This is a genomic window from Streptomyces sp. NPDC044033 (assembly GCF_056434425.1).
On record NZ_JBWKFF010000006.1, the window covers coordinates 146165 to 166736 of the forward strand.

General features: G+C 70.8%; 15 protein-coding genes. 6 read left to right on the plus strand and 9 right to left on the minus strand.

Going from position 1 to position 20572, the window contains the following annotated elements; all coding sequences use genetic code 11:
* The first annotated feature begins 102 nt into the window (after window positions 1-102).
* From AC07AB_RS13675 to AC07AB_RS13685, 3 genes are read left to right on the plus strand one after another with little or no spacing between them, the layout of a single operon-like run.
* The gene (locus tag AC07AB_RS13675) at window positions 103-1902 is read left to right on the plus strand and encodes a DUF4357 domain-containing protein (protein WP_478565002.1); all 1800 of its coding nucleotides are present in this window, start codon (window positions 103-105) and stop codon (window positions 1900-1902) included.
* Complete coding sequence (locus AC07AB_RS13680; protein WP_478565005.1) at window positions 1899-3221, plus strand: McrC family protein; 1323 nt, start codon at window positions 1899-1901, stop codon at window positions 3219-3221. Before AC07AB_RS13675 ends, AC07AB_RS13680 begins: the two co-directional genes overlap by 4 nt.
* Window positions 3222-3248: 27 nt before the next feature.
* Entirely contained in the window at window positions 3249-5384 is a 2136-nt protein-coding gene (locus AC07AB_RS13685) for a UvrD-helicase domain-containing protein (protein ID WP_478565008.1), read from the plus strand.
* Between the two features lie 84 nt (window positions 5385-5468).
* On the opposite strand, the gene AC07AB_RS13690 is transcribed toward AC07AB_RS13685, so the two are convergent.
* Entirely contained in the window at window positions 5469-7133 is a 1665-nt protein-coding gene (locus AC07AB_RS13690) for an N-6 DNA methylase (RefSeq protein ID WP_478565011.1), read from the minus strand.
* 147 nt (window positions 7134-7280) lie between these two features.
* On the opposite strand from AC07AB_RS13690, the gene AC07AB_RS13695 reads away from it, so the two are divergent.
* On the plus strand, window positions 7281-8951 hold the full coding sequence (locus tag AC07AB_RS13695) for a TIGR04141 family sporadically distributed protein (protein WP_478565014.1): 1671 nt from the start codon (window positions 7281-7283) through the stop codon (window positions 8949-8951).
* Between the two features lie 777 nt (window positions 8952-9728).
* Here the strand turns inward: AC07AB_RS13695 and AC07AB_RS13700 are convergent.
* The 8 genes from AC07AB_RS13700 to AC07AB_RS13735 form a co-directional block, all read right to left on the minus strand.
* Window positions 9729-11057 carry a class I SAM-dependent RNA methyltransferase gene (locus AC07AB_RS13700; protein WP_478565017.1) on the minus strand — a complete coding sequence of 443 codons (1329 nt, stop codon included), beginning with the start codon at window positions 11055-11057 and terminating at the stop codon, window positions 9729-9731.
* A 117-nt stretch (window positions 11058-11174) separates the two neighbouring features.
* Window positions 11175-13226 (minus strand): APC family permease, encoded by a 2052-nt coding sequence (locus AC07AB_RS13705; protein WP_478565020.1) that lies wholly within the window; start codon window positions 13224-13226, stop codon window positions 11175-11177.
* Window positions 13227-13415: 189 nt separating this feature from the next.
* A complete protein-coding gene (locus AC07AB_RS13710) occupies window positions 13416-14567 on the minus strand; it encodes a cytochrome P450 family protein (protein WP_478565023.1) in 1152 nt (383 codons plus the stop codon).
* The gene (locus AC07AB_RS13715) at window positions 14531-15880 is read right to left on the minus strand and encodes a cytochrome P450 (protein ID WP_478565445.1); all 1350 of its coding nucleotides are present in this window, start codon (window positions 15878-15880) and stop codon (window positions 14531-14533) included. Before AC07AB_RS13715 ends, AC07AB_RS13710 begins: the two co-directional genes overlap by 37 nt.
* A 98-nt stretch (window positions 15881-15978) precedes the next feature.
* Window positions 15979-16581, minus strand: a complete 603-nt coding sequence (locus AC07AB_RS13720; protein ID WP_478565026.1) for a GTP-binding protein — start codon at window positions 16579-16581, stop codon at window positions 15979-15981.
* On the minus strand, window positions 16559-16927 hold the full coding sequence (locus AC07AB_RS13725) for a DUF742 domain-containing protein (protein ID WP_478565029.1): 369 nt from the start codon (window positions 16925-16927) through the stop codon (window positions 16559-16561). Before AC07AB_RS13725 ends, AC07AB_RS13720 begins: the two co-directional genes overlap by 23 nt.
* A complete protein-coding gene (locus tag AC07AB_RS13730) occupies window positions 16924-17352 on the minus strand; it encodes a roadblock/LC7 domain-containing protein (protein ID WP_363131033.1) in 429 nt (142 codons plus the stop codon). The genes AC07AB_RS13725 and AC07AB_RS13730 overlap by 4 nt, the downstream gene beginning before the upstream one ends.
* Complete coding sequence (locus AC07AB_RS13735; RefSeq protein WP_478565032.1) at window positions 17349-18722, minus strand: ATP-binding protein; 1374 nt, start codon at window positions 18720-18722, stop codon at window positions 17349-17351. Before AC07AB_RS13735 ends, AC07AB_RS13730 begins: the two co-directional genes overlap by 4 nt.
* 290 nt (window positions 18723-19012) lie before the next feature.
* Here AC07AB_RS13735 and AC07AB_RS13740 point away from each other — a divergent pair, with 290 nt between their 5' ends.
* Together AC07AB_RS13740 and AC07AB_RS13745 are read left to right on the plus strand one after the other, a co-directional pair.
* Window positions 19013-19681: a potassium channel family protein gene (locus tag AC07AB_RS13740; RefSeq protein ID WP_478565035.1), complete on the plus strand. Its 669-nt coding sequence runs from the start codon at window positions 19013-19015 to the stop codon at window positions 19679-19681.
* Between the two features lie 85 nt (window positions 19682-19766).
* The gene (locus AC07AB_RS13745) at window positions 19767-20444 is read left to right on the plus strand and encodes a potassium channel family protein (RefSeq protein ID WP_478565038.1); all 678 of its coding nucleotides are present in this window, start codon (window positions 19767-19769) and stop codon (window positions 20442-20444) included.
* Window positions 20445-20572 lie beyond the last annotated feature (128 nt).

The window sequence follows — 20572 nt, forward strand, 5'->3', positions numbered from 1 at the left end:
GCGGGTGAGCGTCCAGCCACCGAACATACCGATTGACACCGTCAACACGTAGGCTGGACGCGCTTCGTGCCACCTGAACCACCCTCGTCCCGGAAGGTCCCCATGCCGCAGCTCCCCGACCGTCTTCCCGGCTTCCCGGACTTCCGGATCACCCTGCCCAAGGACGCCGGGGAAGCCCACGGCTTCCTGCTCACCGAGCCCGGCGACAACGGCTCGCACAAGTTCCTGGTGAGCGCGGGGTCGGCGGTGTCGGCAGAGGACTGGCCGGGGCTGAGCGACTTCGCACGCCGGCTCCGTTCCGGACTGCGGGAGAAAGGGACGCTGGCCGACGGCCCCCGCCCCGGCACCTGGACCGCGTCCCGCGACATCGTGTGCAACTCGCCGTCCGCCGCGGCCGCCCTGGTCCTCGGCTACGGAGCCACCGGCCCCGGCACCTGGCGCAGCACCGAGGACGGGCACCGCCTGGGCGACTTCCTGCCGCTGAGCTGGCGGGCCCCGCAGAAGGCCTGGCTGGTGCGGGGGAACAACGTCTCCGGCCACAACCTGGTCCGTCGGCTCTGGCTGAAGGAGGACTTGGTCTCGCTCGACGCACCCCACCTGCCGCGGGTGGACGAGCCCGACCCGACCAAGAGCGTGCTGCGCCGCTTCGTCGAGGAGGGTTACGAGGGCTCGGCGACGTACCACCAGAAGCGCGGTCTCGTCGACGAACTGCACGCCTTCTTCACCCAGATGCGGATCGGGGACACCGTCGCCACCCTCAGCGACGGCCTGCTCCACCTCGGGCGGATCACCGGCGACCTGGTGCAGACGGGGCCTGCCGACGAGCTCTCCAACCTGCGGCGCCCGGTGGCCTGGCAGGAGACGGCCCATCCGTACGAGGATCTGCCGGAGGAGGTGCAGCAGAAGCTCTCCGCCCAGCACGACGTGGTCGACCTGACCCCCGTCCTGGAACAGCTCACCGCGCTCACCGGCGGCCCGGTGACCGCGCCGGAGACGGCCGGGCAGGTCCTGGAATCCTCCGAGCAGCGCGTGCTGACCTTCCCCGAGGTCACCGACGAGTTCGCCCGGAAGCTCCTCGTCCACGACCGCTCCTTCCTCGACGAACTGCGTGAACTCCTTCTCGACGAGCGGCAGATGGTCCTCTACGGACCGCCCGGCACCGGAAAGACGTATCTGGCGCTGAAGCTCGCCGAGTACTTCGGTGGCGGCCCGGAGCAGGTCAAGATCGTCCAGTTCCATCCCTCGTACGCGTACGAAGACTTCTTCGAGGGTTTCCGGCCGGTCGAGGACCCCGAGACACGGGAGGTCGCCTTTCGGCTGACGGCGGGGCCGCTACGAGAGCTCGCCGACACCGCCTCGCAGGAGGGCAACCGGCACGTACCGCACTTCCTGATCATCGACGAGATCAACCGGGCCAATCTGGCGAAGGTCTTCGGCGAGCTGTACTTCCTCCTGGAGTACCGCAAGCGCTCGGTGCGCCTGACCTACTCCGGGGACGACTTCGGGCTGCCGCCGAACCTGTACGTGATCGGCACCATGAACACCGCGGACCGGTCGATCGCGCTGGTGGACGCGGCGATGCGGCGCCGTTTCGCCTTCGTGGAGCTCTCCCCCCGCGTGGAGCCCACCGCAGGCCTCCTCACCCGCTGGCTGAAGCGCGAGGGCAAGGACCCCGAGCCGGCCCGCCTGCTCGACGCCCTCAACACGGCGATCGACGAACCCGACTTCGCCATAGGCCCGTCCTACCTGATGAAGCCCGGCGTATACCGCGAGGGCGGCCTCGACCGGACCTGGCGCACCAAGATCCTCCCCCTCCTTGAGGAGCACCACTACGGCGAGGGCATCGACATCGACGCCCGCTACGGCCTGGACGCGCTGCGCGAGCGGACCCGGCGGTCATGAGCGGGAACGCGGCGGGCGCCGCCCTGGCGCACGGTGACATCCCGGCCGCGACCGCCGACGGCAACGCGGCAGACGACGCGGGCCCAGCATGCAGTTACACCCCGGGCGAGATCACGCTGCGGGAGTACGGCGCCGCCTTGTCCGTACCGCTCGACGCGGCCACCGGACGGGCACTCGTCGCGTCGAAGTTCCTCGACAGTGCCGCGCCGGACCCCGAGCGGCCCGGCCACTGGCGGCTGCGGGCGGGCAGCCAGGTCGGCGCGGTCCGGCTGCCGGGCGGGACGGTCCTGCGGATCGCGCCCAAGACACCAGTGGGGCGGCTGTTCTTCCTGCTCGGCTTCAGCCTCGACCCGGGTGGCGCCTGGCGCGACAGCCGTGAGGGCACGGTCAGCACCGGTGCGCACGACGACGTGGTGCCCGCGCTCGCGTACGCGGTGGAACGGCAGATCGACGGCGCGCTGCGGCAGGGGGTCCTCCAGGGCTACCGGGAGGTGGCGGAGTCCGCGCTGGTGGTACGGGGCCGACTGCGGGAGGCCGAGCAGATCCGCCTCCACTTCGGCCGCATGCCGCCCGCCGAGATCGTCTACGACGCGTACACCGCCGACACAGCCGAGAACCGCATCCTGCGCGCCGCGGTGGAACGGCTGCTGCGGCTGCCGTCCGTTCCTGGGCCGGTACGGCGGCGTCTCGCCCACCAGCGAATCCGCCTCGCGGACGCCGGTCCCCTGGTCCGCGGCCAGGACCTGCCGCACTGGCAGCCGTCCCGTCTCAACTCCCGCTACCAGCCCGCCCTGCGGCTCGCCGAGGCCGTACTGCGCTCCACCTCGCCGGAGCACCGGACCGGCCCGCTCGCCCTGGACGGCTTTCTGCTCGACATGAACCAGCTCTTCGAGGACTTCGTAACGGTCGCACTGCGCGAGGCCCTCCGGGAGTACGGCCTGACTGCGCGGCTGCAGGACGTACACGCTCTCGACCCGGGCGGCCAGATTCGGATGAAGCCAGATCTGGTGGTGTACGGCGTGGACGGCCGTACACCGGTCGCCGTCGTCGACGCCAAGTACAAGACCGAGAAGTCCCCCCGGGCCCACGGCTACCCGAACTCCGACCTGTACCAGGCGCTCGCCTATGCCACCGTGCTCGGCCTGCGCGAGGCGCATCTGGTGTACGCGGCGGGCCGCTTGCCCGAGCGGACGACCGAGGTCCGCGGCGCCGGCGGTCTGCGGCTGTTCCAGCACAGCCTCGACCTCACCTCGGAACCCGCGGCGCTGCTGCGGACCTTCCGGGAACTCGCCGCCCGCCTGGCCGGGCCCACCGTCTGACACCCGCGGAAAGGGGGCCCACGGCCCATGCCCCGACTCGCCTTCGCCCAGAGCTTCTGGGACGGATTCGACACCCTGGAGAAGCCGGTCAGAGCCGGCGTCCGCAAGGCCATGACGAAGTTCCAGGCCCTGACCGTGGCCGAGCTCAACGCTGACAAAGGTCTGCATCTGGAGTCCGTGGAGAACGCCCGTGACCGGCGGATGCGCACCATACGGATCACCGACTTCTGGCGCGGCGTGGTTCTCTCGCCGGACGACGGCAGCGATCTCTTCCTCCTCGTCCATGTGCTGCCGCACGACGACGCGTACACCTGGGCGGCGAAACGCCTGTACAGCGCGAACAGCGCCACCCGCGGCCTGGAGGTACGCGACGCGGTCGCACTGGACGAGCTGACACCGCTGTACGAGACGGCCTCCCGCAAGGCGCCAAAGCTGCTGTTCTCCGGCGTCTCCGATGGAGTCCTGCGCGAACTGGGCATCGACGCCCAGGTGTTGCGTGCAGCGCGCTCGATGGCGGACAAGGCGCAGCTGGAGGCGTTCGCCACGCTGCTGCCCGAGGACCAGCTGGAGGTCCTCCAGTACCTCGCGGAAGGATTCTCGCCGGAGGAGGTCTACCGGGACGTGGTGGCCGTGCGCCGCCCGGTGGACGCGCCGCCCGAGCCGGACGAGGACCTGGCCACCGTCATCAGCAACACCACCGCCCGGATCCGTCTCGTCACCGGCCCGCACGAGCTGGAGGAGATCCTGGCGAAACCGTTCGCGGCCTGGCGGGTCTTCCTGCACCCTTCCCAACGGCGAGTCGCCCACCGCACCTCGTACGGCGGTCCGGTGCAGGTCACCGGCGGCCCGGGGACGGGGAAGACGGTGGCCGCGCTGCACCGGGTCCGGCACCTGCTGGGACGGTCGCCGGACAGCCGGATCCTGCTGACGACATACACCAACGCGCTGGCCGCCGGACTGCGCGACATGCTCGGTCTTCTCCTCCAAGGCGACGAACTCCTCCTCTCCCGGGTCGATGTCACGACCGTCGACGCCTATGCCAACGGCGTGGTGCGGCAGCACACCGGCGTCACCCCGAAGCCCGTGGACGACCGCGACCAGCGGCAGCTCTGGGAGAAGGCGGTCAAGCAGCTGGATCTGCCGTTCCAGGCCCGCTTCCTGGCGCAGGAGTACCGTCACGTGGTGCTCGGCCAGGACATCCGTGATCTGGACGGCTATCTCGCGGCGAGCCGGCGCGGACGCGGCACCGGCCTCGGAGCGGCCAGGCGCGGGCTCGTATGGAACGGCGTCGAATGGTTCGAGAAGTTGCTGCTGGAGCGCGGTGCCACTACCCACCTGCGGGTCTGTGCCCGGGCGGCCGACCTGCTCGCCGCCGGCCCGGCCCCGTACGACCATGTCGTGGTGGACGAGGCACAGGACCTGCACCCCGCGCAGTGGCGGGTGCTCCGGGCCGCCGTCACCCCCGGCCCCGACGATCTGTTCCTCACCGGCGACCCGCACCAGCGGATCTACGACTCCCGGGTGTCGCTCGGCTCGCTGGGGATCGCCACCGCCGGCCGCAGCTTCCGGCTGCGTCTCAACTACCGCTCCACCGAGGAGATCCTGGTCTGGTCGGCACGCCTGCTCGCACCGGTCAGCGTGGACGCTCTGGAGGGCGATGGAACCGACTCCCTGGCCGGCTACCGCTCGCTGCTGCGCGGCCGCCGACCCGAGGCCGGCGGGTACACCACCCAGCCGGAGGAGTACGCCGCCCTCGTGGACCGGGTGCGGGCATGGATCGGCGAAGGGCTCGCACCTCACGAGATCGGGGTGTGCGCCCGGTTCAATTTGGCACTGGACGCGGCGGAGTCCCGGCTGAAGGACGCCGGGATCCCGGTGGTGCGAGTGAAGGGGCAGGTCGCCGCGGAGACGCCCGGAGTCCGGCTGGCCACGATGCACGCCATGAAGGGGCTGGAGTTCAGGGCGGTCTCCGTGCTCGGGGTCACGAAGGGAACGGTGCCCTTCGCCCGCGAGATCACCCCGCTGGAGACGGATGCACCGCAGCACGGAGCCGACCTCCTGCGCGAGCGCTGCCTGCTCTTCGTCGCCTGCACCAGGGCGCGCGAGGCACTGAGCGTGTCCTGGACCGGAAGACCGAGCGAGTTCCTGCCGACCCAGGTGTGAACGGGTGGCTGCGGGGCGGCTCTGGGAGACGGGGCCCCGGCACTGCGGCGGCTCCGCCTCCCAGGGCCGCCCCGCCGGATGTCCTCAGTCCTCCGGGGCCAGAGCGCCGGTGGCGAGTCCGTCGCGGGCCAGCTCGGCGAGCCGGCGACTGAGCTCGGACACGGCCCGCATCGTCGCCTCGAATTCGGTGAGCTCCCGGAAGGCCGCACCGTAGCGGCGCTGTTCCTCGATGGCCAGCTGCGGGATCCTGGCGCCCTTGGCCTCCAGCCGGTAGGTGCCGGAGGCACTGGTGGCACGGCGGGTGTTGGCCGGGCTGCGCAGGAAACCCTGGAGGTAATCGGTGTCGAGCTGGTCGCTGGCTGAGACCGGCTCCGGGCCTTCGTAGGTCACGAGGCCTGCCCGGAGGAGTTCGGCGACGCCCGCCGTGGCACCGTCGAGCGAGCCTGCCCCCGTACCGGGCCGTAGCTGAGGCAGCAGTGCGGCCAGCCGATGCAGCTGCCCCTCCAGATCGCCACGGAGGGCCGTGAACTCGCCGGAGTAGTCGCGGTGCACGGCCTGGAGGTGGCTGCCCGGGGTGAGGTCGACCAGGTCGTCGAGGAGACTGATCGAAGGGACGTCCACGATCTGCTCTGGGCGGGGGGCGAGGCTGCCGTCAGGGTCGTTGGCGGTGAGGTCCACCATCCGCACCGTGGTCGGGGGGATGTCGGCCGGCCCGGGACGACGCAAAGTCCAGAGGTGAACGGGGAGGGCGTGCGAGGAGGCCGTGCCCGGCGGCAGGGCGACAACCTGGGTGAGGATGCCCCTGCGGACCAGCTCGGCCCTGATCCTTCGCCCGGCCTTGCGGTAGGCGACCGAGGCGGGCAGCACGATCAGAACGTGCCCGCCCGGCGCGGTATGTGCGTAGGCGTGCTGCAACCAGGCGAGTTCGCCCTCCGCCTTGGACGGGGTGCCGAGTTCCCAGCGTGGATCGAGAAGGAGTTCCTCGCGGCCCCATCCGGTGACGCCCACCGGAGGATCACAGACCACGAGTTCGGCCCGGAGGTCGGGCCATCGGTCGTCGCGGAGCGAGTCGCCCGTCTCGATCCGGGTGTCGGGCATCGAGGACAGGGCGGCGCGGAGCCTGGCGAGCCGCGCGGAGTCGGCATCGGCCTCCTGCCCGCGGCAGAGCGCCCCGGTCTGCCCGGCGACGGAGAAGAGCATCAGACCGATGCCGCAGGCAGGATCGAAGACCGTCGCCCCGGGAGGCAGCGGCGGCGCGAAGTGTCGTACGGCGAGGGCCAGGCGGGAGGGCGTCACCTGATCCGACCCGGCGCGCCGTACGGCGTCGGCGAACCGTTCGGTCAGTGCGTTCACGACGTCAACGGGCCGCTCGGTTTCGGCGAGTGAACGGACGCGCGCCACGGCTTCTCGCGGCAGGCGCAACCCCGGCAGCCGTCGACCGTGCGCTTCGGAGAGCAGCTCGGCCACATCTGCGAGTCCGGCGATCATGTCCTCTCCGTAGGCGGCCCGCAGCTCCTGCCAGACCTGGACCTCGACCGAGACCTCCTGCCCTTTCCGCTGCTTCTCCAGCCACACCTGGACTTCGGTCAGCGCGAACAGGGGGCTGCTCGCCCCACCTCCCGAGGGCGCGGGGAAGTCCTCGTAGCGGCGCCGCCAGTTGGACACGGCGGCGCGGGTGACGCCGGCCAGTCTCGCGATCTCTGATCCGGTGACGAGGGGGCCGGTGGCGGGGACAGCTTGGTCCGACATGCGACCACCGTACACGCAGTGGCACGACCACAGGAATACCAGCATCACGTTGACAACGTACACATGGCACTGTCATTGTTCTGTGTGTACAGGTGAGGCTTCGTCAGCCTTCTTGCACCACCCCCGCAGACGCTCGGAGAACTTCCCATGGCCACCCACACCGCAGTCCGCACCGTCTATCGACTCCCCACCGTCTCCCCGACCCCCGAGGCGATGTTCGAGGCCCTCGACCACGAACAGCTCGACCGGCTGGAAGCCGAACTGCACCACCCCGTGGTCCTCGGCGTGCCCGCGATCTACCTCACCTACGGCAAGCAGGAGGCCGCCGACACCTGGTGCGCCCCCAACGCCCGTACCACCGGAATCACGGTCTTCGAACCCGTCCGCCGCACCGGAGCCCTGCTGCTCCTCGCCGTCAACGGCCAGGTCTACGCCGTGACCTGCGGCAACGGCTACCGCCTGGTTCCCGATGTCCTCAAGGACAAGAGGTTCGGCCTCTGCTTCGCCATCCGCACGATCGACCCCCGGCACATCAGCGGCGCTGTCACCAAAGCGCTCGGCCGGCCGCGCACCGACATCTCCCTGGTAGCCGCCGGCACCTCCGTCCCGGCACTCGGCATTCGCGACCAGGCACGGGTGGTCCGCCACCTCGGCGGCCACCTCGACGACGTCCCGCTCACCCGAAGCCGCCACGCCAACGGCCGGGCCTGCACCGCCCAAGGCGGTGTCGGCCTGCGGCTCCCGCTCGGCATCGAGCCGGCCGACCTGGTCGAGGACCTGCGCACGATCACCCGGGCCTGCCAGGACGACATCCCGCACCCCGAGCTGGAATTCGTCGACCACATCGTCCCGGTCACCGACACCGTCACCCGCGCTGCACTCGAAGTCGCCCTCGACCGTCTGCTCGGCGCCCCCGCCGACGGACGGATCTCGTTCTCCGTACCCCTCGACCTGCACGAGACGTACGCCGAGGCCACCGCATACCGGACCTGCATCGGCAGCACTGAGGCATACCTCTGCGACGACTTCGACCTGGAGTACGTCCTCACCCGGGCCAGGATCCACCTCCCCGGCACCCGTATCGCCGCCCTGCGCGACGGCACGGTGACCCTTCACCGCGACCCGTCGCCCAGATCCTCCGTCCCGCTGGCGACCACCCACGCCCTGGACTGGATCCAGGCCGATGTCTCCCTCGGTCCGCAGACGTACTGCCTTCTGGACGGCGACTGGTACGAGCTCGGCGCCTGCTACATCGACTTCGTCCGAGACAACCTGCGACGGTTGTTCATCGATGCCGCCGTGTACGGCCTGCCGCACTGGCCCGAAGGCGCGAACGAACGCGCCTACAACCGAGCGGTCTCAAAGGCCCGCCCCGAATGGCTATTCCTCGACGGCGAGTTCATCAATAACCCCCTCAAGCGCACCGACCGGGTCGAAATCTGCGACCTGCTGACTCCGGACGGCACCCTTGTCCTGGTCAAGCAGTCCGGCTCCTCCGACTCCTTCAGCCACCTCCTCGGGCAAGCACAGGTCGCCGTCGAACTCCTCGTCAACTCACCTGAGGCGCGCCGCCAGTTCGTCCGCCGGGTCGCACGGGACAGCGAAGGGAGAATCAGGCTGGCCGAGGACTTCACACCTCGTCGGCTGGTCCTTGCGGTCCGGCACAAGTCCGGAGCCACCTTCACGCCCGACTCGCTTTTCGCCTTCTCCCAGATCACGCTCCACCAGACAGCAAGGGAGCTCACCACACGCGGGGTAAGTATCGAGGTCGTTCCCGTGCCGACGGCAGCCGAGATCGCTCGGACCACCGCGGCGTAACGGCACCCCGCGCCAACGGTCCATCGAGGCTCGCCGAAGCAGGCGTGCACTGCGTGCCGAAAACCTGCTCGTCGGGCTCACCCGGGGCACGAATCGTCTGGAGCCCTCCGAGAACAGGGCTGTGACGTCGGCGGTGAGGACTGCACGGCGATTGCCCTCTGAGCGCCTTAACCGGCATCCCCCTTGGGGGTCCCTGGGCTGGCCAGCACAGACAGGAATGCGCCCCGTCCTTTGGTGGCGGGTCGTTTCACGACCTCGACGTCGAATCCTCGGGCGACTCCGTGCTGGAAGACGCTGCGCTGGTGCCACTGTCGGCCCAGACCTTCGTTACGCTGGGATGCGAGACTGCGGGCTCGTCGAACAGGCTTCTCACTCCCAGGCCGGTCCCGGCGGCTCGACAGATCGCGCACATAGGCTCGGTCAACGTTCGTGGGTATCCGAGATGTCACTGCGATACGCGCGTCGAAAACTCATGAAGCACGCCACGATCCACCCTCGCCTCGGTCACCGCTAATAGCTCAGGCAGTCTGCAATACAGATCAGTTGCCCCCGTGGGGAACGCCTGGCCAGTCGGAATCAGCGTCCCGAACGCTCAGCGTCGCCTACCTGTAGCGCCGCGTCGATACCGGCCACCTCAACGGCGCCTGGCCTGCCAAATAGAGCACCTGACACCCCATCAGAACGAGCGTCAAATGAGCGTCATGAGCGTCATTTCAGCGTCAAGATAACGCCTGTAACGCCCACACCGCCCATAATGCGCACGGGTGAAACCGCAGATCAGACGCCCTTTGCCACCGGCTTCAGGATCGCCACGCACTCCACATGGTGCGTCATCGGGAAAAGGTCGAACGCCCGCAGCGTGACCGGCCGGTACCCCTCTGCCGCGAAGTACTCCAGGTCGCGGGCCAGGGCCGCCGGGTCGCAGGCGACGTAGGCGATGCGGCGGGCGCCCAGGGAGGCGAGCCGGCGGACGGTCTGCTTGCCCGCTCCCGCGCGCGGGGGGTCGAGGACGATGAGGTCGGCCTCTTCGATGCGGGTGCGGGGCAGGACCTGTTCGACCTTGCCGTGTTCGATGCGGACGCGGTCCAGGTCCTGCAAGTTGTGGCGGGCGTCTTCCACCGCGCGCTTGCCGGATTCGATGCCCAGGACGGCGCCCTTGTCGCCGATGCGCTCGGCCAGGGCGCCCGCGAAGAGGCCCACGCCGCAGTACAGGTCGAGCGCCATGTCGCCCTTGCGCGGCATCAGGCCCTGCATGACGGCCTTGATCAGCGTGTCGGCGGCCTGGGGGTGGACCTGCCAGAAGCCGCCTTCGCCCACGCGGTACGTGCGCTCGTCGGCGCGTTCGCGTACGTAGGGGCGGCCGTGGACGCGGTGGACGGCCTTGTCGCGTTCGCCCACGCGCAGGACCGAGACCGGCTTGTCCAGTTCGACGATGGGGAGGCGGCCGCCGGGCTGCGGGGTGAGGATGACCTGGCGGTCGCCGGAGCCGGTCGCCGCGATGGCCTCCACCGAGGCGATCTGGGGCCACTCGCGCTTCTCGATGCCCAGCTCCGTGACGGCCGGAGCCGCGATCAGGCAGCGGTCGATGATCTCGACCTCGTGCGAGCGGTGCTTGCGCAGGCCGGCGCGGCCCTCGGCGTCCACCGCGTACTGGACGCGGGTGCGCCACGCGGGGACCTCGCCCGCCGGGAGCTTGTCGCCCTCCGCCGGCATGACCGTGCCGTCCCAGCCCGCCTCCTCGGGGGTCAGGCCCGCGAGCCGCATCAGCTGTTCGGCGATGACCTCGCCCTTGAGGCGGCGCTGCGCGCCCGGCTTGGCGTGCTGCCAGTCGCAGCCGCCGCACTTGCCGGGGCCGGAGAACGGGCACGGCGCCTCGACCCGGTCCTTCGACGCGTCGAGGATCTCCACGGCGTCCGCGCGCAGGAAGCGGGAGGTCTCCTCGCCGTCCGTGACGCGGGCGACCACGCGCTCGCCGGGCAGCGCGTGCCGTACGAACAGCACGCGGCCCCCGTCCGTACGGGCGACGCAGTGTCCGCCGTGCGCGACGGGGCCGACCTCTACCTCGTACTCCTCGCCTACCAGCGATGCTTCGGTCTCTTGCGGCATGGCGGGTGGCTCCTGAAGCTGGGGTGTGGTGTGCGGCGGGACGAGAACAGGACGAGAAAGTGTGCGGCGGGGCAGCAGCCGACCAGTCTACGTCCCGACCGGCCTCCGCCCTTACCGCTACTTCTTCGTGCCCGTCTTCTCCCTCTTGGGCTGGGTCACGGGGCCCCGCCGGACCGAGCCCGGCGCGTTCCACTCCGCGCGCCTGCGCGCCCGTTTCTTGGCCGCCTCCGAGGAGTCGAGCTGCCAGGGGACCGAGGTGACCATCACCCCGGGCGTGAAGAGCAGCCGCCCCTTGAGGCGCAGGGCGCTCTGGTTGTGCAGCAGGTGCTCGTACCAGTGGCCGACCACGTACTCCGGGATGTAGACGCTGACCGCGTCGCGCGGGCTCTCCTTGCGGAGGCTCTTGACGTAGTCGATGATCGGCCGGGTGATCTCGCGGTAGGGCGAGTCGAGGACCTTGAGCGGTACGTCCATGCCGCGCCGCGACCACTCCTCCTGGAGCGCCTTCGTCTCGGCGGCGTCGACGCTGATGCTCAGCGCTTCGAGCGAGTCGGAGCGCATGAGCTTGGCGTACGCGAGGGCGCGCAGCGTCGGCTTGTGGACCTTGGACACGAGGACGATGGAGTGCACCCGGGACGGGCGGACCATCTCGTCGTCCGGGTCGTCCTCGACCGCGATCTCCTCGGCGACCCGGTCGTAGTGCTTGCGGATCGCGGTCATCGTCGCGTAGAAGATCACCATCCCGAGCAGGGCGACCCACGCTCCGTGCGTGAACTTCGTCAGCAGTACGACGACCAGGACCAGCCCGGTCAGGAACGCGCCGAAGGTGTTGATCGCGCGGGAGCGCACCATGTGGCGGCGCTTGGCCGGGTCGCCCTCGGTCCGCAGATGGCGGTTCCAGTGCCGCACCATGCCGATCTGGCTGAGGGTGAAGGAGACGAAGACGCCGACGATGTAGAGCTGGATCAGCCGGGTCGAGTCGGCGCCGTAGATGTAGGTGAGCACGGCGGCGGCGCCGGCCAGCAGCACGATGCCGTTGGAGAAGGCGAGCCGGTCGCCCCGGGTGTGCAGCTGGCGCGGCAGGTAGCGGTCCTGGGCGAGGATCGAGCCGAGCAGCGGGAAGCCGTTGTACGCGGTGTTGGCGGCCAGGAACAGGACGAGCGCGGTGGCGGCGGCCAGGATGACGAACAGCAGTGAGCCGTGGCCGAAGACCGCCTCGGCGACCTGTGAGATGACGGGGTTCTGGGTGTAGCCGGAGCCGACCGGCTTGCCGTTGTTGAGCAGGTCGGTGGCGGGGTGCTCCGCCATCCGCACCTTGGTGGTCATGGCCAGCGCGATGATGCCGCAGAACATGGTGACGGCGAGGCCGCCCATCAGCGCCAGCGTGGACGCCGCGTTCTTGCTCTTCGGTTTGCGGAACGCGGGCACGCCGTTGCTGATCGCCTCGACGCCGGTGAGCGCCGCGCACCCCGAGGAGAAGGCGCGCAGCAGCAGGAAGACCAGGGCGAACCCGGCCAGCCCCTGGTGTTCGGCGTGGATGGTGTAGTCGGCGGTGGGGGCCTTCATGGTGTCGCCGAGGATCAGGCCGCGGACGACGCCCCACAGGATCATCAGGAAGACGCCGCCCACGAAGACGTAGGTGGGGATGGCGAAGAGCTTCCCGGACTCCTTGACGCCGCGCAGGTTCATCACCGTGAGCAGCACGATGACGGTGACCGCGCAGAGCGTCTTGTGCTCGGCGACGAAGGGGATGGCGGAGCCGAGGTTCTCGATGCCGGAGGCGATGGAGACCGCGACGGTCAGCACGTAGTCGACGAGCAGGGCGCTGGCGACGGTGAGTCCGGCCTTGGCGCCGAGGTTCGTGGTGGCGACCTCGTAGTCGCCGCCGCCGCTCGGGTAGGCGTGCACGTTCTGGCGGTAGGAGGCGACCACCGTGAACATCAGCACGACGACCGCGACGGCGATCCACGGGCTGAAGTGGTAGGCCGACACGCCCGCCACGGACAGCACGAGGAGCACTTCGCCCGGCGCGTAGGCCACGGAGGACAGCGGGTCGGAGGCGAAGACGGGGAGCGCGACGCGCTTGGGGAGGAGGGTCTCCCCCAGCTTGTCGCTGCGCAGCGCTCGGCCGATGAGGATCCGTTTCGGCACGTCGGTCAGTTTGGACACGGAGAGGATCGTAAGCGCTGGCGAATACGGTCGCCCACCCGCCACCCATGGGCCATCTCACGTGGATTGTTTTCGGTGTCCGTACGGGTCCCGCCCGGGGCGGGACAAAGCTCCCTCGCGCGCCCCGTACGCCTCGCGGCGCAGCCGCGGGCCCAGCCGTGGCATCGGCCGGGCCCGCGGGTCACGGAATCAGACGGCCACCGTGGCGTGCAGTCGCGCGGGCAGGCTGCGGTGCCCGTTGGAGATGAAGGACTCCACCGGGCGCAGCCCCTCCGGCGGACAGTCGAGGGCGAGGTCGGGGAAGCGCTCGAACAGGGCGGGCAGCGCGATCTCGGCCTCCAGCCGGGCCAGCGGCGCGCCGAGGCAGAAGTGGACGCCGTGGCCGAAGGCGAGGTGCTCCTTGTCGGCGCGGGTGAGGTCGAAGCGGTCGGCGTCGGCGCCGTGCTGCTTCGGGTCGCGGCCGGCCGCGGCGTAGGCGGCGACGATGGCGTCGCCCTTGCGCAGGGTGATGCCGCCGTCGAGTTCGATGTCCTCGACCGCGTAGCGCAGCGGCAGGTTGGCGACGGGTGCCTCGACGCGCAGCGCCTCCTCGATCACGTCTCCCCAGCCGGCCTTGGACTCGCGGATGAGGGCGAGCTGGTCGGGGTGGGTGAGCAGCAGGTGGATGGCGTTGTCGAGGAGGTTGACGGTGGTCTCGTGGCCGGCGCTGATGACCAGCAGCAGGGTGTCGGCGAGCTCCTGCTCGCTGAGGCCGGCGCCGTCGTTCTCGTCGCGTGCGGAGATCAGCACGCTGGTCATGTCGTCGCCGGGCCGCTCGCGCTTGGCGGCGATGAGGCCGCCGAGGAGCTCGTAGATACGGGCGTAGGTGGCGGTGACCTCGGCCGGGTCGGCGGAGGTGTGGAAGACGGAGTCGACGCACTCGCGCAGGCCCTCGCGGGTGGCCTCGTCCTCGATGCCGAACAGGTCGCAGATGACCTGGATCGGGATCGGGTAGGCGTAGCCCTCCCGGAGGTCCACGGTCTCGCCGCGCGGGGTCGCGGCGAGCGAGTCGAGGAGGCCGTTCGCGATCTCCTCGATGCGGGGGCGCAGGGCGGCCGTGCGGCGGGCGGTGAACGCCTTGGCGACCAGCTTGCGCAACCGCCGGTGGTCGCTGCCGTAGGCGGTGAACATGTTCTGCACCGCGACCCAGGTGAACAGCGGCCACTCGGGGGATATCTCACCGTTGATCCACGCGGGCCAGTGCTGCCGGGGGTCCTTGGAGACGCGCGGGTCGGTGAGGAGCTGTTTGAGCAGGGCCGGGCTGCTTACTGCCCACGCCACCACGCCGTCAGGAAGCTCCACACGCGCCGCGGGCCCCTGCTCGCGGATTCGGGTGGCTTCGGCGTGGATGTCGTGGCCGGCGGGGTCGATTGCGACAGGGCAGGTCTGACGTTCCATCGGCTGTCTCCAGGTGTCTCGTCGAACTGGTCGCGTACCGGGGCGGGCATGGGCACCGGTACTGGGGGAAACCGGACGGGGAGCGCGGTGAGGGCGCGGTGGAAGGGGCCGGGGCGCCAGACGAGCCGGTCGGCGGGCACGGCGAGTTCGAGGTCGGGGATGCGGTCGAGGAGCTTCTCGACGGCGACGGCGGCGATCAGCCGGGCGGAGTCCTTGGCCGGGCAGGTGTGCGGGCCGGCGCTCCACGCGAGGTGGGCGCGGTTGCCGCCGCGGTGGTCGGACAGGAGGTGGGGGTCGTTGTTGGCGGCGGCGTAGCTGATGACGACGGGTTCGCCCTCGCGCAGCCGGACGCCGCCGAAGTCGAGGTCGTGCACGGGGTAGTGGACGCCGTAGTTGGCCATCGGCGGGTCGAGCCAGAGCACCTCGTCGAGGGCGTCCTCCACGGGCATGGAGCCGCCGGAGAGGTCGCCCGCGAACCGGTCGTCGGAGAGCAGCAGCCGCAGCCCGTTGGCGATGAGGTTCTGCTGGGGCTGGGTGCCCGCGCCCATCAGCACGACGAGCTGGTGGATCATCTCCTCGTCGCTGAGGTTCGCGGGGTGGGCCAGCAGCCAGGAGGTGACGTCCGCGCCGGGCTGTTCGCGCTTGAGGCCGATGAGCTCGATGAAGCTCTGGGTGGCCTGTGCGTTGGCGCGCTCGGCGTCGACCCCGTCGAAGATCGCGGACATGGCCCCGACGAGCCGTTCGCCGAGGGCGGGCGGGCAGCCGAAGAGCTGGTTGAAGACCAGCAGCGGCAGGACCTTGGCGTACGAGCCGAGGAGGTCGGCCTCTCCGTACGGCGAGAACCGGTCGATGAGCGTGTCGGAGCTGCGCTCGACGTAGCCGCGCAGGGCGGTGGGGTCGACGCGGCCGAGGCTGTCGGTGACGGCCTGGCGGAGCCGCCGGTGGGCCTCGCCGTCGGAGAAGAGGCAGTTGGGCCGGTAGCCCATCATCGGCACGACGGGGTTGTCGGGGCCGACCCGGCCGTCGGCGAGGGCGCGCCAGCGGCGGGCGTCCTTGGCGAACTTCTCGGGGCTGCGCAGCACTTCGAGTGCGGCCCGGTAGTCGGTGACCAGGGTGGCGTGCACGCCGGGCGAGAGTTCGACGGGGGCCGTCGGCCCGTACCGGCGCAGCCGCTCGTAGACGGCGGACGGGTCGGCGGCGAAGTCGGGCCCGTACATCGGGGTGGGTCCCGGCTGGGCGAGCCCGGGGAGCGGGCCGCCGCCGGCGTGGGCGGGGCAGCCCGGTGGCGGTGCGGCGCCGGTGTCGGGGCTGTAGGTCACGCGTACTCCTGGGCGGTACGGGTCTGCAGGTATTCGACGAGCGATATGAGCGCGCGGGTGGAGGAGATCCGGTCCCGGGCGTCACAGGTGATCAGGGGGGTCTCGGGGAGCAGGTCGAGGGCCTCGCGGATCTCTTCCTCGGGGAAGGCGGGCGCGCCGTCGAAGTGGTTGACGGCGACGGCGTAGGGCAGGCCGTGTTCCTCCAGCAGCCCCATGACGTCGAAGGACTGCTCCAGGCGGCGGGTGTCGGCGAGTACGAGCGCGCCGAGGGCGCCCCGGGTCATGTCCTGCCAGAGCCGGGTGAAGCGCTGCTGTCCGGGCGCGCCGAACAGGTAGAGGACGAGGCTGTCGCTGAGCGTGAGGCGGCCGAAGTCCATGGCGACCGTGGTGGTGGTCTTGGACTCGGTGCCGGCGAGGTCGTCGACGAACGCCCCGGCCTGGGTCATCGTCTCCTCGGTGCGCAGCGGCCGGATCTCGGAGAGCGCGCCGACGAACGTGGTCTTGCCGACCGCGAAGTGCCCCACGACCAGGAGCTTCGCCGCGGTCCGCACACTCTGCCGCAGATAGACGTCTGAGTCAGAGGCGAGCGCGGAGTCCATCGAGCACCTCCTGAAGGAGCTGGGCCTCGGGCAACTGGGCCGAGGGGATGGGGGACCTGGTGGTGATATGCCCGCTGTCCACGAGGTCACCGAGCAGGACCTTGACGACGCTGACGGGCAGCATCAGGTGTCCGGAGACCTCCGCGACCGACAGGGCGCCGCCGAGGCAGAGGTCCATGAGCCCGCGCTTCTCGGGGCTGAGGCCGCCGAGCGGCCGGTCGCCCTGCGCCATGACCAGCGTGACGAGGTCGAAGGTGTTGCGGGTCGGGTAGGCGCGGCCGTCGGTGACGACGTACGGCCGCACCAGTCCCTTGTCGCGCCCTGGGTCGCGCCGCGGCGGGGTCATGCCGGGCTGCCGGTACCCAGCCAGGGGGCGTCCTGCCGGGGCGGACTGGTGAGTTCCTTGCCGAGCCGGTCGACCAGCTTCTGCATGCGGTAGGTGACGGCCTCCATGTCGACCTCGTCGGTGGCGGAGACCGCGAGGTAGGCGCCGGGGCCCGCGGCGATCAGGAAGACGTAGCCGTGCGCGAACTCCACGAGCGTCTGCCGCCAGGGGCTCTCCTCGTGGGAGCAGAACTCCCCGGTGGAGCGGCTGATCGACTGGAGGCCGGAGAGGCCGGCGGCCTGCCGCTCGGCCTCGTCGCGGCCGATGCCCTGGGAGTGGGCGCGGAGCATGCCGTCGGCGGAGAGCAGGATCGCGTGCCGGGCTTCCGGCATCTTCACGACCTCGTCGAGCATCCAGCCGAGCTCGTTGTTCATGTGGTCGTTCACGCGTGGGGGTTCCCTTCGTCTTCGGTGGCGTCGGCGGCGCTGCGGCCGAACCTCGTGCCGCGGGCGAACGCGCCCATGCGGCGGGCGGTCTCCTCCGCGGTCCGTTCCTGCGGGTGGTCCGCGATGGGTGCCTCGCCGTAGCCGGCGCCGGGCCCGTCCGTCTGCTCGGTCACGGCCTGTCTGCGGCGGCGCTTGGGCAGGCCGCCCGCGGTGGCGCCGGCCCCGGTGCCGGGGATGCCCGCCAGGGGTGCCTGGGGCGGTGCCGGGCGGTCGCGCGGGGGCTCCTGCGCCTCGGGCGCCGGGGCCGGTACGCGCCGGGGCGGGCGCTGCCGCGCGGGCGGGGTCAGCGGGGTGGTGCCCGGCCCGTCCAGGTCGAGGTGGGTCAGGAGGGCGCTGGGCAGGAAGAGCACCGCCCGTACGCCGCCGTAGGGCGAGCGGGTGTCGACGGAGACGCTGAAGCCGTAGCGGGCGGCGAGCACGCCGATGACGGCGAAGCCGAACTGCGGCGGGTCGCCGAGCCGGGAGACGTCCGCGACGCGCTCGCCGCTGAGCAGTGACGCGGCCTGCTGCACCTCGTGGCCGTCCATGCCGACGCCGGCGTCGTCGATGACGACGCAGGCGCCGTTGTGCACCGGCTGGAGGCTGACCTCGACCGTGGTGTTGGGCTGCGAGTGGCGGGCCGCGTTGTCGAGCAGCTCGGCGACGGCCAGCACCACGGGCTCCACGGCCCGGCTGATGACGGCGATGTCGGCCTGGCTGTGGACCTGGACGCGGCGGTAGTCGCGGATGCGGGACTTCGCGCCGCGCACCACGTCGGTCATGGCGGAGGCGGTGCGCTGGCGGCCGGGCCAGGAGCCGCAGAGCACGGCGATGGCCTGGGCGCGGCGGCCGAACTGGGAGTTGGCGTGGTCGATCTCCAGCAGGTCGCGGAGCACGTCGGGGTTGTCGTGCCGGTCCTGCATCTCGGAGATGGACAGCTGCTGCTCGTGGGCGAGCCCCTGGAGGGCGCGCATCGACGCCTTCAGGGCCGCCTTGGCCGACTGCTCGGCGCGGGCCTTGGCCTTGTCCCCGGCCCGGTGGAAGAGGTCCATCACGGTCTGCAGGCTGTGCGCGTACGCGGTGCCGGTGAGCCGCTGGTCGAGCAGGCCGGGCGGGGGCACCGGCTGGTTCGCGGAGTCCTCGATCGCGGCGAGCCGGACCGTGGCCAGGTGGTGCATCTCCTCGTCCCGCGCCCGCAGGCTGCTCTCCAGAGCGGCGACGCGCTTGCGGGCGCCCGCGGTGATCTGCCGTTGGCGTACCAGCAGGACGAGGGTCACCGCCAGTGCGGCCGCCAGACACCAGATCACCGCCGCCGGTATGTGATCAGTCATCAATTCCTCAGGAGCAAAGGGGGCATGAACGAGTGGAGAGACGGGTCGGCGTCCCGGCGTCCGCCCATAAGCGGAACGCGGTGATCATCCTAACCACCCCCGTGACCGTGCGTCCGAGTCTCGTCACAACGATCGGATGGAGGCAGCGGCCCCGATCCCAGGTAGCGTGGTCGCCGCAACGGCACGGCCGACCGGCACTGCCCCGTGGTGGCCCCGGCAGGGGCTCGGAAGGATGATGAACGATGGCTGCCCACATCACAGCACTCAGGGAAGGTGCGAGGTAAGGGCGTATGCACATCGTCATCATGGGCTGCGGCCGCGTGGGCTCCGCCCTCGCACAGACCCTTGAGCAGCAGGGTCACACCGTCGCGGTGGTCGACCAGGACCCGACGGCGTTCCGTCGGCTGGGCGCGGGCTTCGGCGGGCGGCGGGTGACCGGCATCGGCTTCGACCAGGACACCCTGCGCGAGGCGGGCATCGAGGAGGCCGGGGCCTTCGCCGCGGTCTCCAGCGGCGACAACTCCAACATCATCGCGGCCCGGGTGGCGCGCGAGATGTTCTCCGTCGAGAACGTCGCGGCCCGTATCTACGACCCGCGCCGCGCCGAGGTCTACCAGCGCCTGGGCATCCCGACGGTGGCCACCGTGCGGTGGACCGCCGACCAGATGCTGCGGCGGCTGCTGCCGTCCGGCGCGGAGCCGCTGTGGCGGGACCCGAGCGGCGGCGTGCAGCTCGCCGAGGTGCCCACCTCCGACGCGTGGGTGGGCCACAAGGTCAGCAAGCTCCAGGAGGAGACCGGGGTGCGCGTCGCGTTCATCACCCGGTTGGGCGAGGCGATCCTGCCGACCTCACAGACGGTCCTCCAGGAGGGCGACCTGGTGCACGTGATGATGCGCACCGACGAGGTCGGACAGGTCGAGGCGGCGTTCTCCGAGGGGCCCGAGGAGGGGCACCGGTGAACGGCGTGCACGACGCGGCCGCCGGGCCGCAGGCCACCGGCGCGTGCCCGCGCCGGGTGCGCCCACAAGCGAACGGAGAGGTGCTGTGAGGGTCGCTATTGCCGGTGCCGGAGCGGTGGGCCGCTCCATCGCGGGCGAGCTGCTGGAGAACGGGCACGAGGTGCTGCTCATCGACAAGACGCCGACCGCCATCTCGGTGGAGCGGGTGCCGCAGGCGGAGTGGCTGCTGGCCGACGCCTGCGAGATCACCTCGCTGGACGAGGCGGCGCTGCAGCGCTGCAACGTGGTGATCGCGGCGACCGGCGACGACAAGGTGAACCTGGTCGTCTCGCTGCTCGCCAAGACGGAGTACGGCGTGCCGCGGGTGGTGGCGCGTGTGAACAACCCGAAGAACGAGTGGCTGTTCAACGAGTCCTGGGGCGTCGACGTCGCGGTCTCCACGCCGCGGCTGATGTCCGCGCTGGTCGAGGAGGCCGTGAGCGTCGGCGACCTGGTGCGGCTGATGCGTTTCAGCCAGGGCGACGCCAACCTCGTCGAGCTGACGCTGCCTCCCGAGGCGGCGCTGGTCGGCACTCGCGTCGGCGACGTGGACTGGCCGGAGGACACCTCGCTGGTCACGATCATCCGCGGCACCCGGGTGCTCACGCCGAGCCAGGAGGACGCGCTGGAGGCCGGCGACGAGCTGCTCTTCGTGGCCGCGCCCGCGCGTGAGGAGCAGCTGGAGGACCTGCTGTCGGTCCGCAGGGAGGACGCCTCCGCCTGAGGCTCCGCGCTTGTACGTACCAAAGGGGGGGGGGGAAGGGGTTGTTCTTCGTTCTCCCTTGTCCGTTATAGGCTCTACCTCCTCGGCCCGCTTGGTTCTAGGATCCCAGTCTCGCGTCCTTTGTTCCT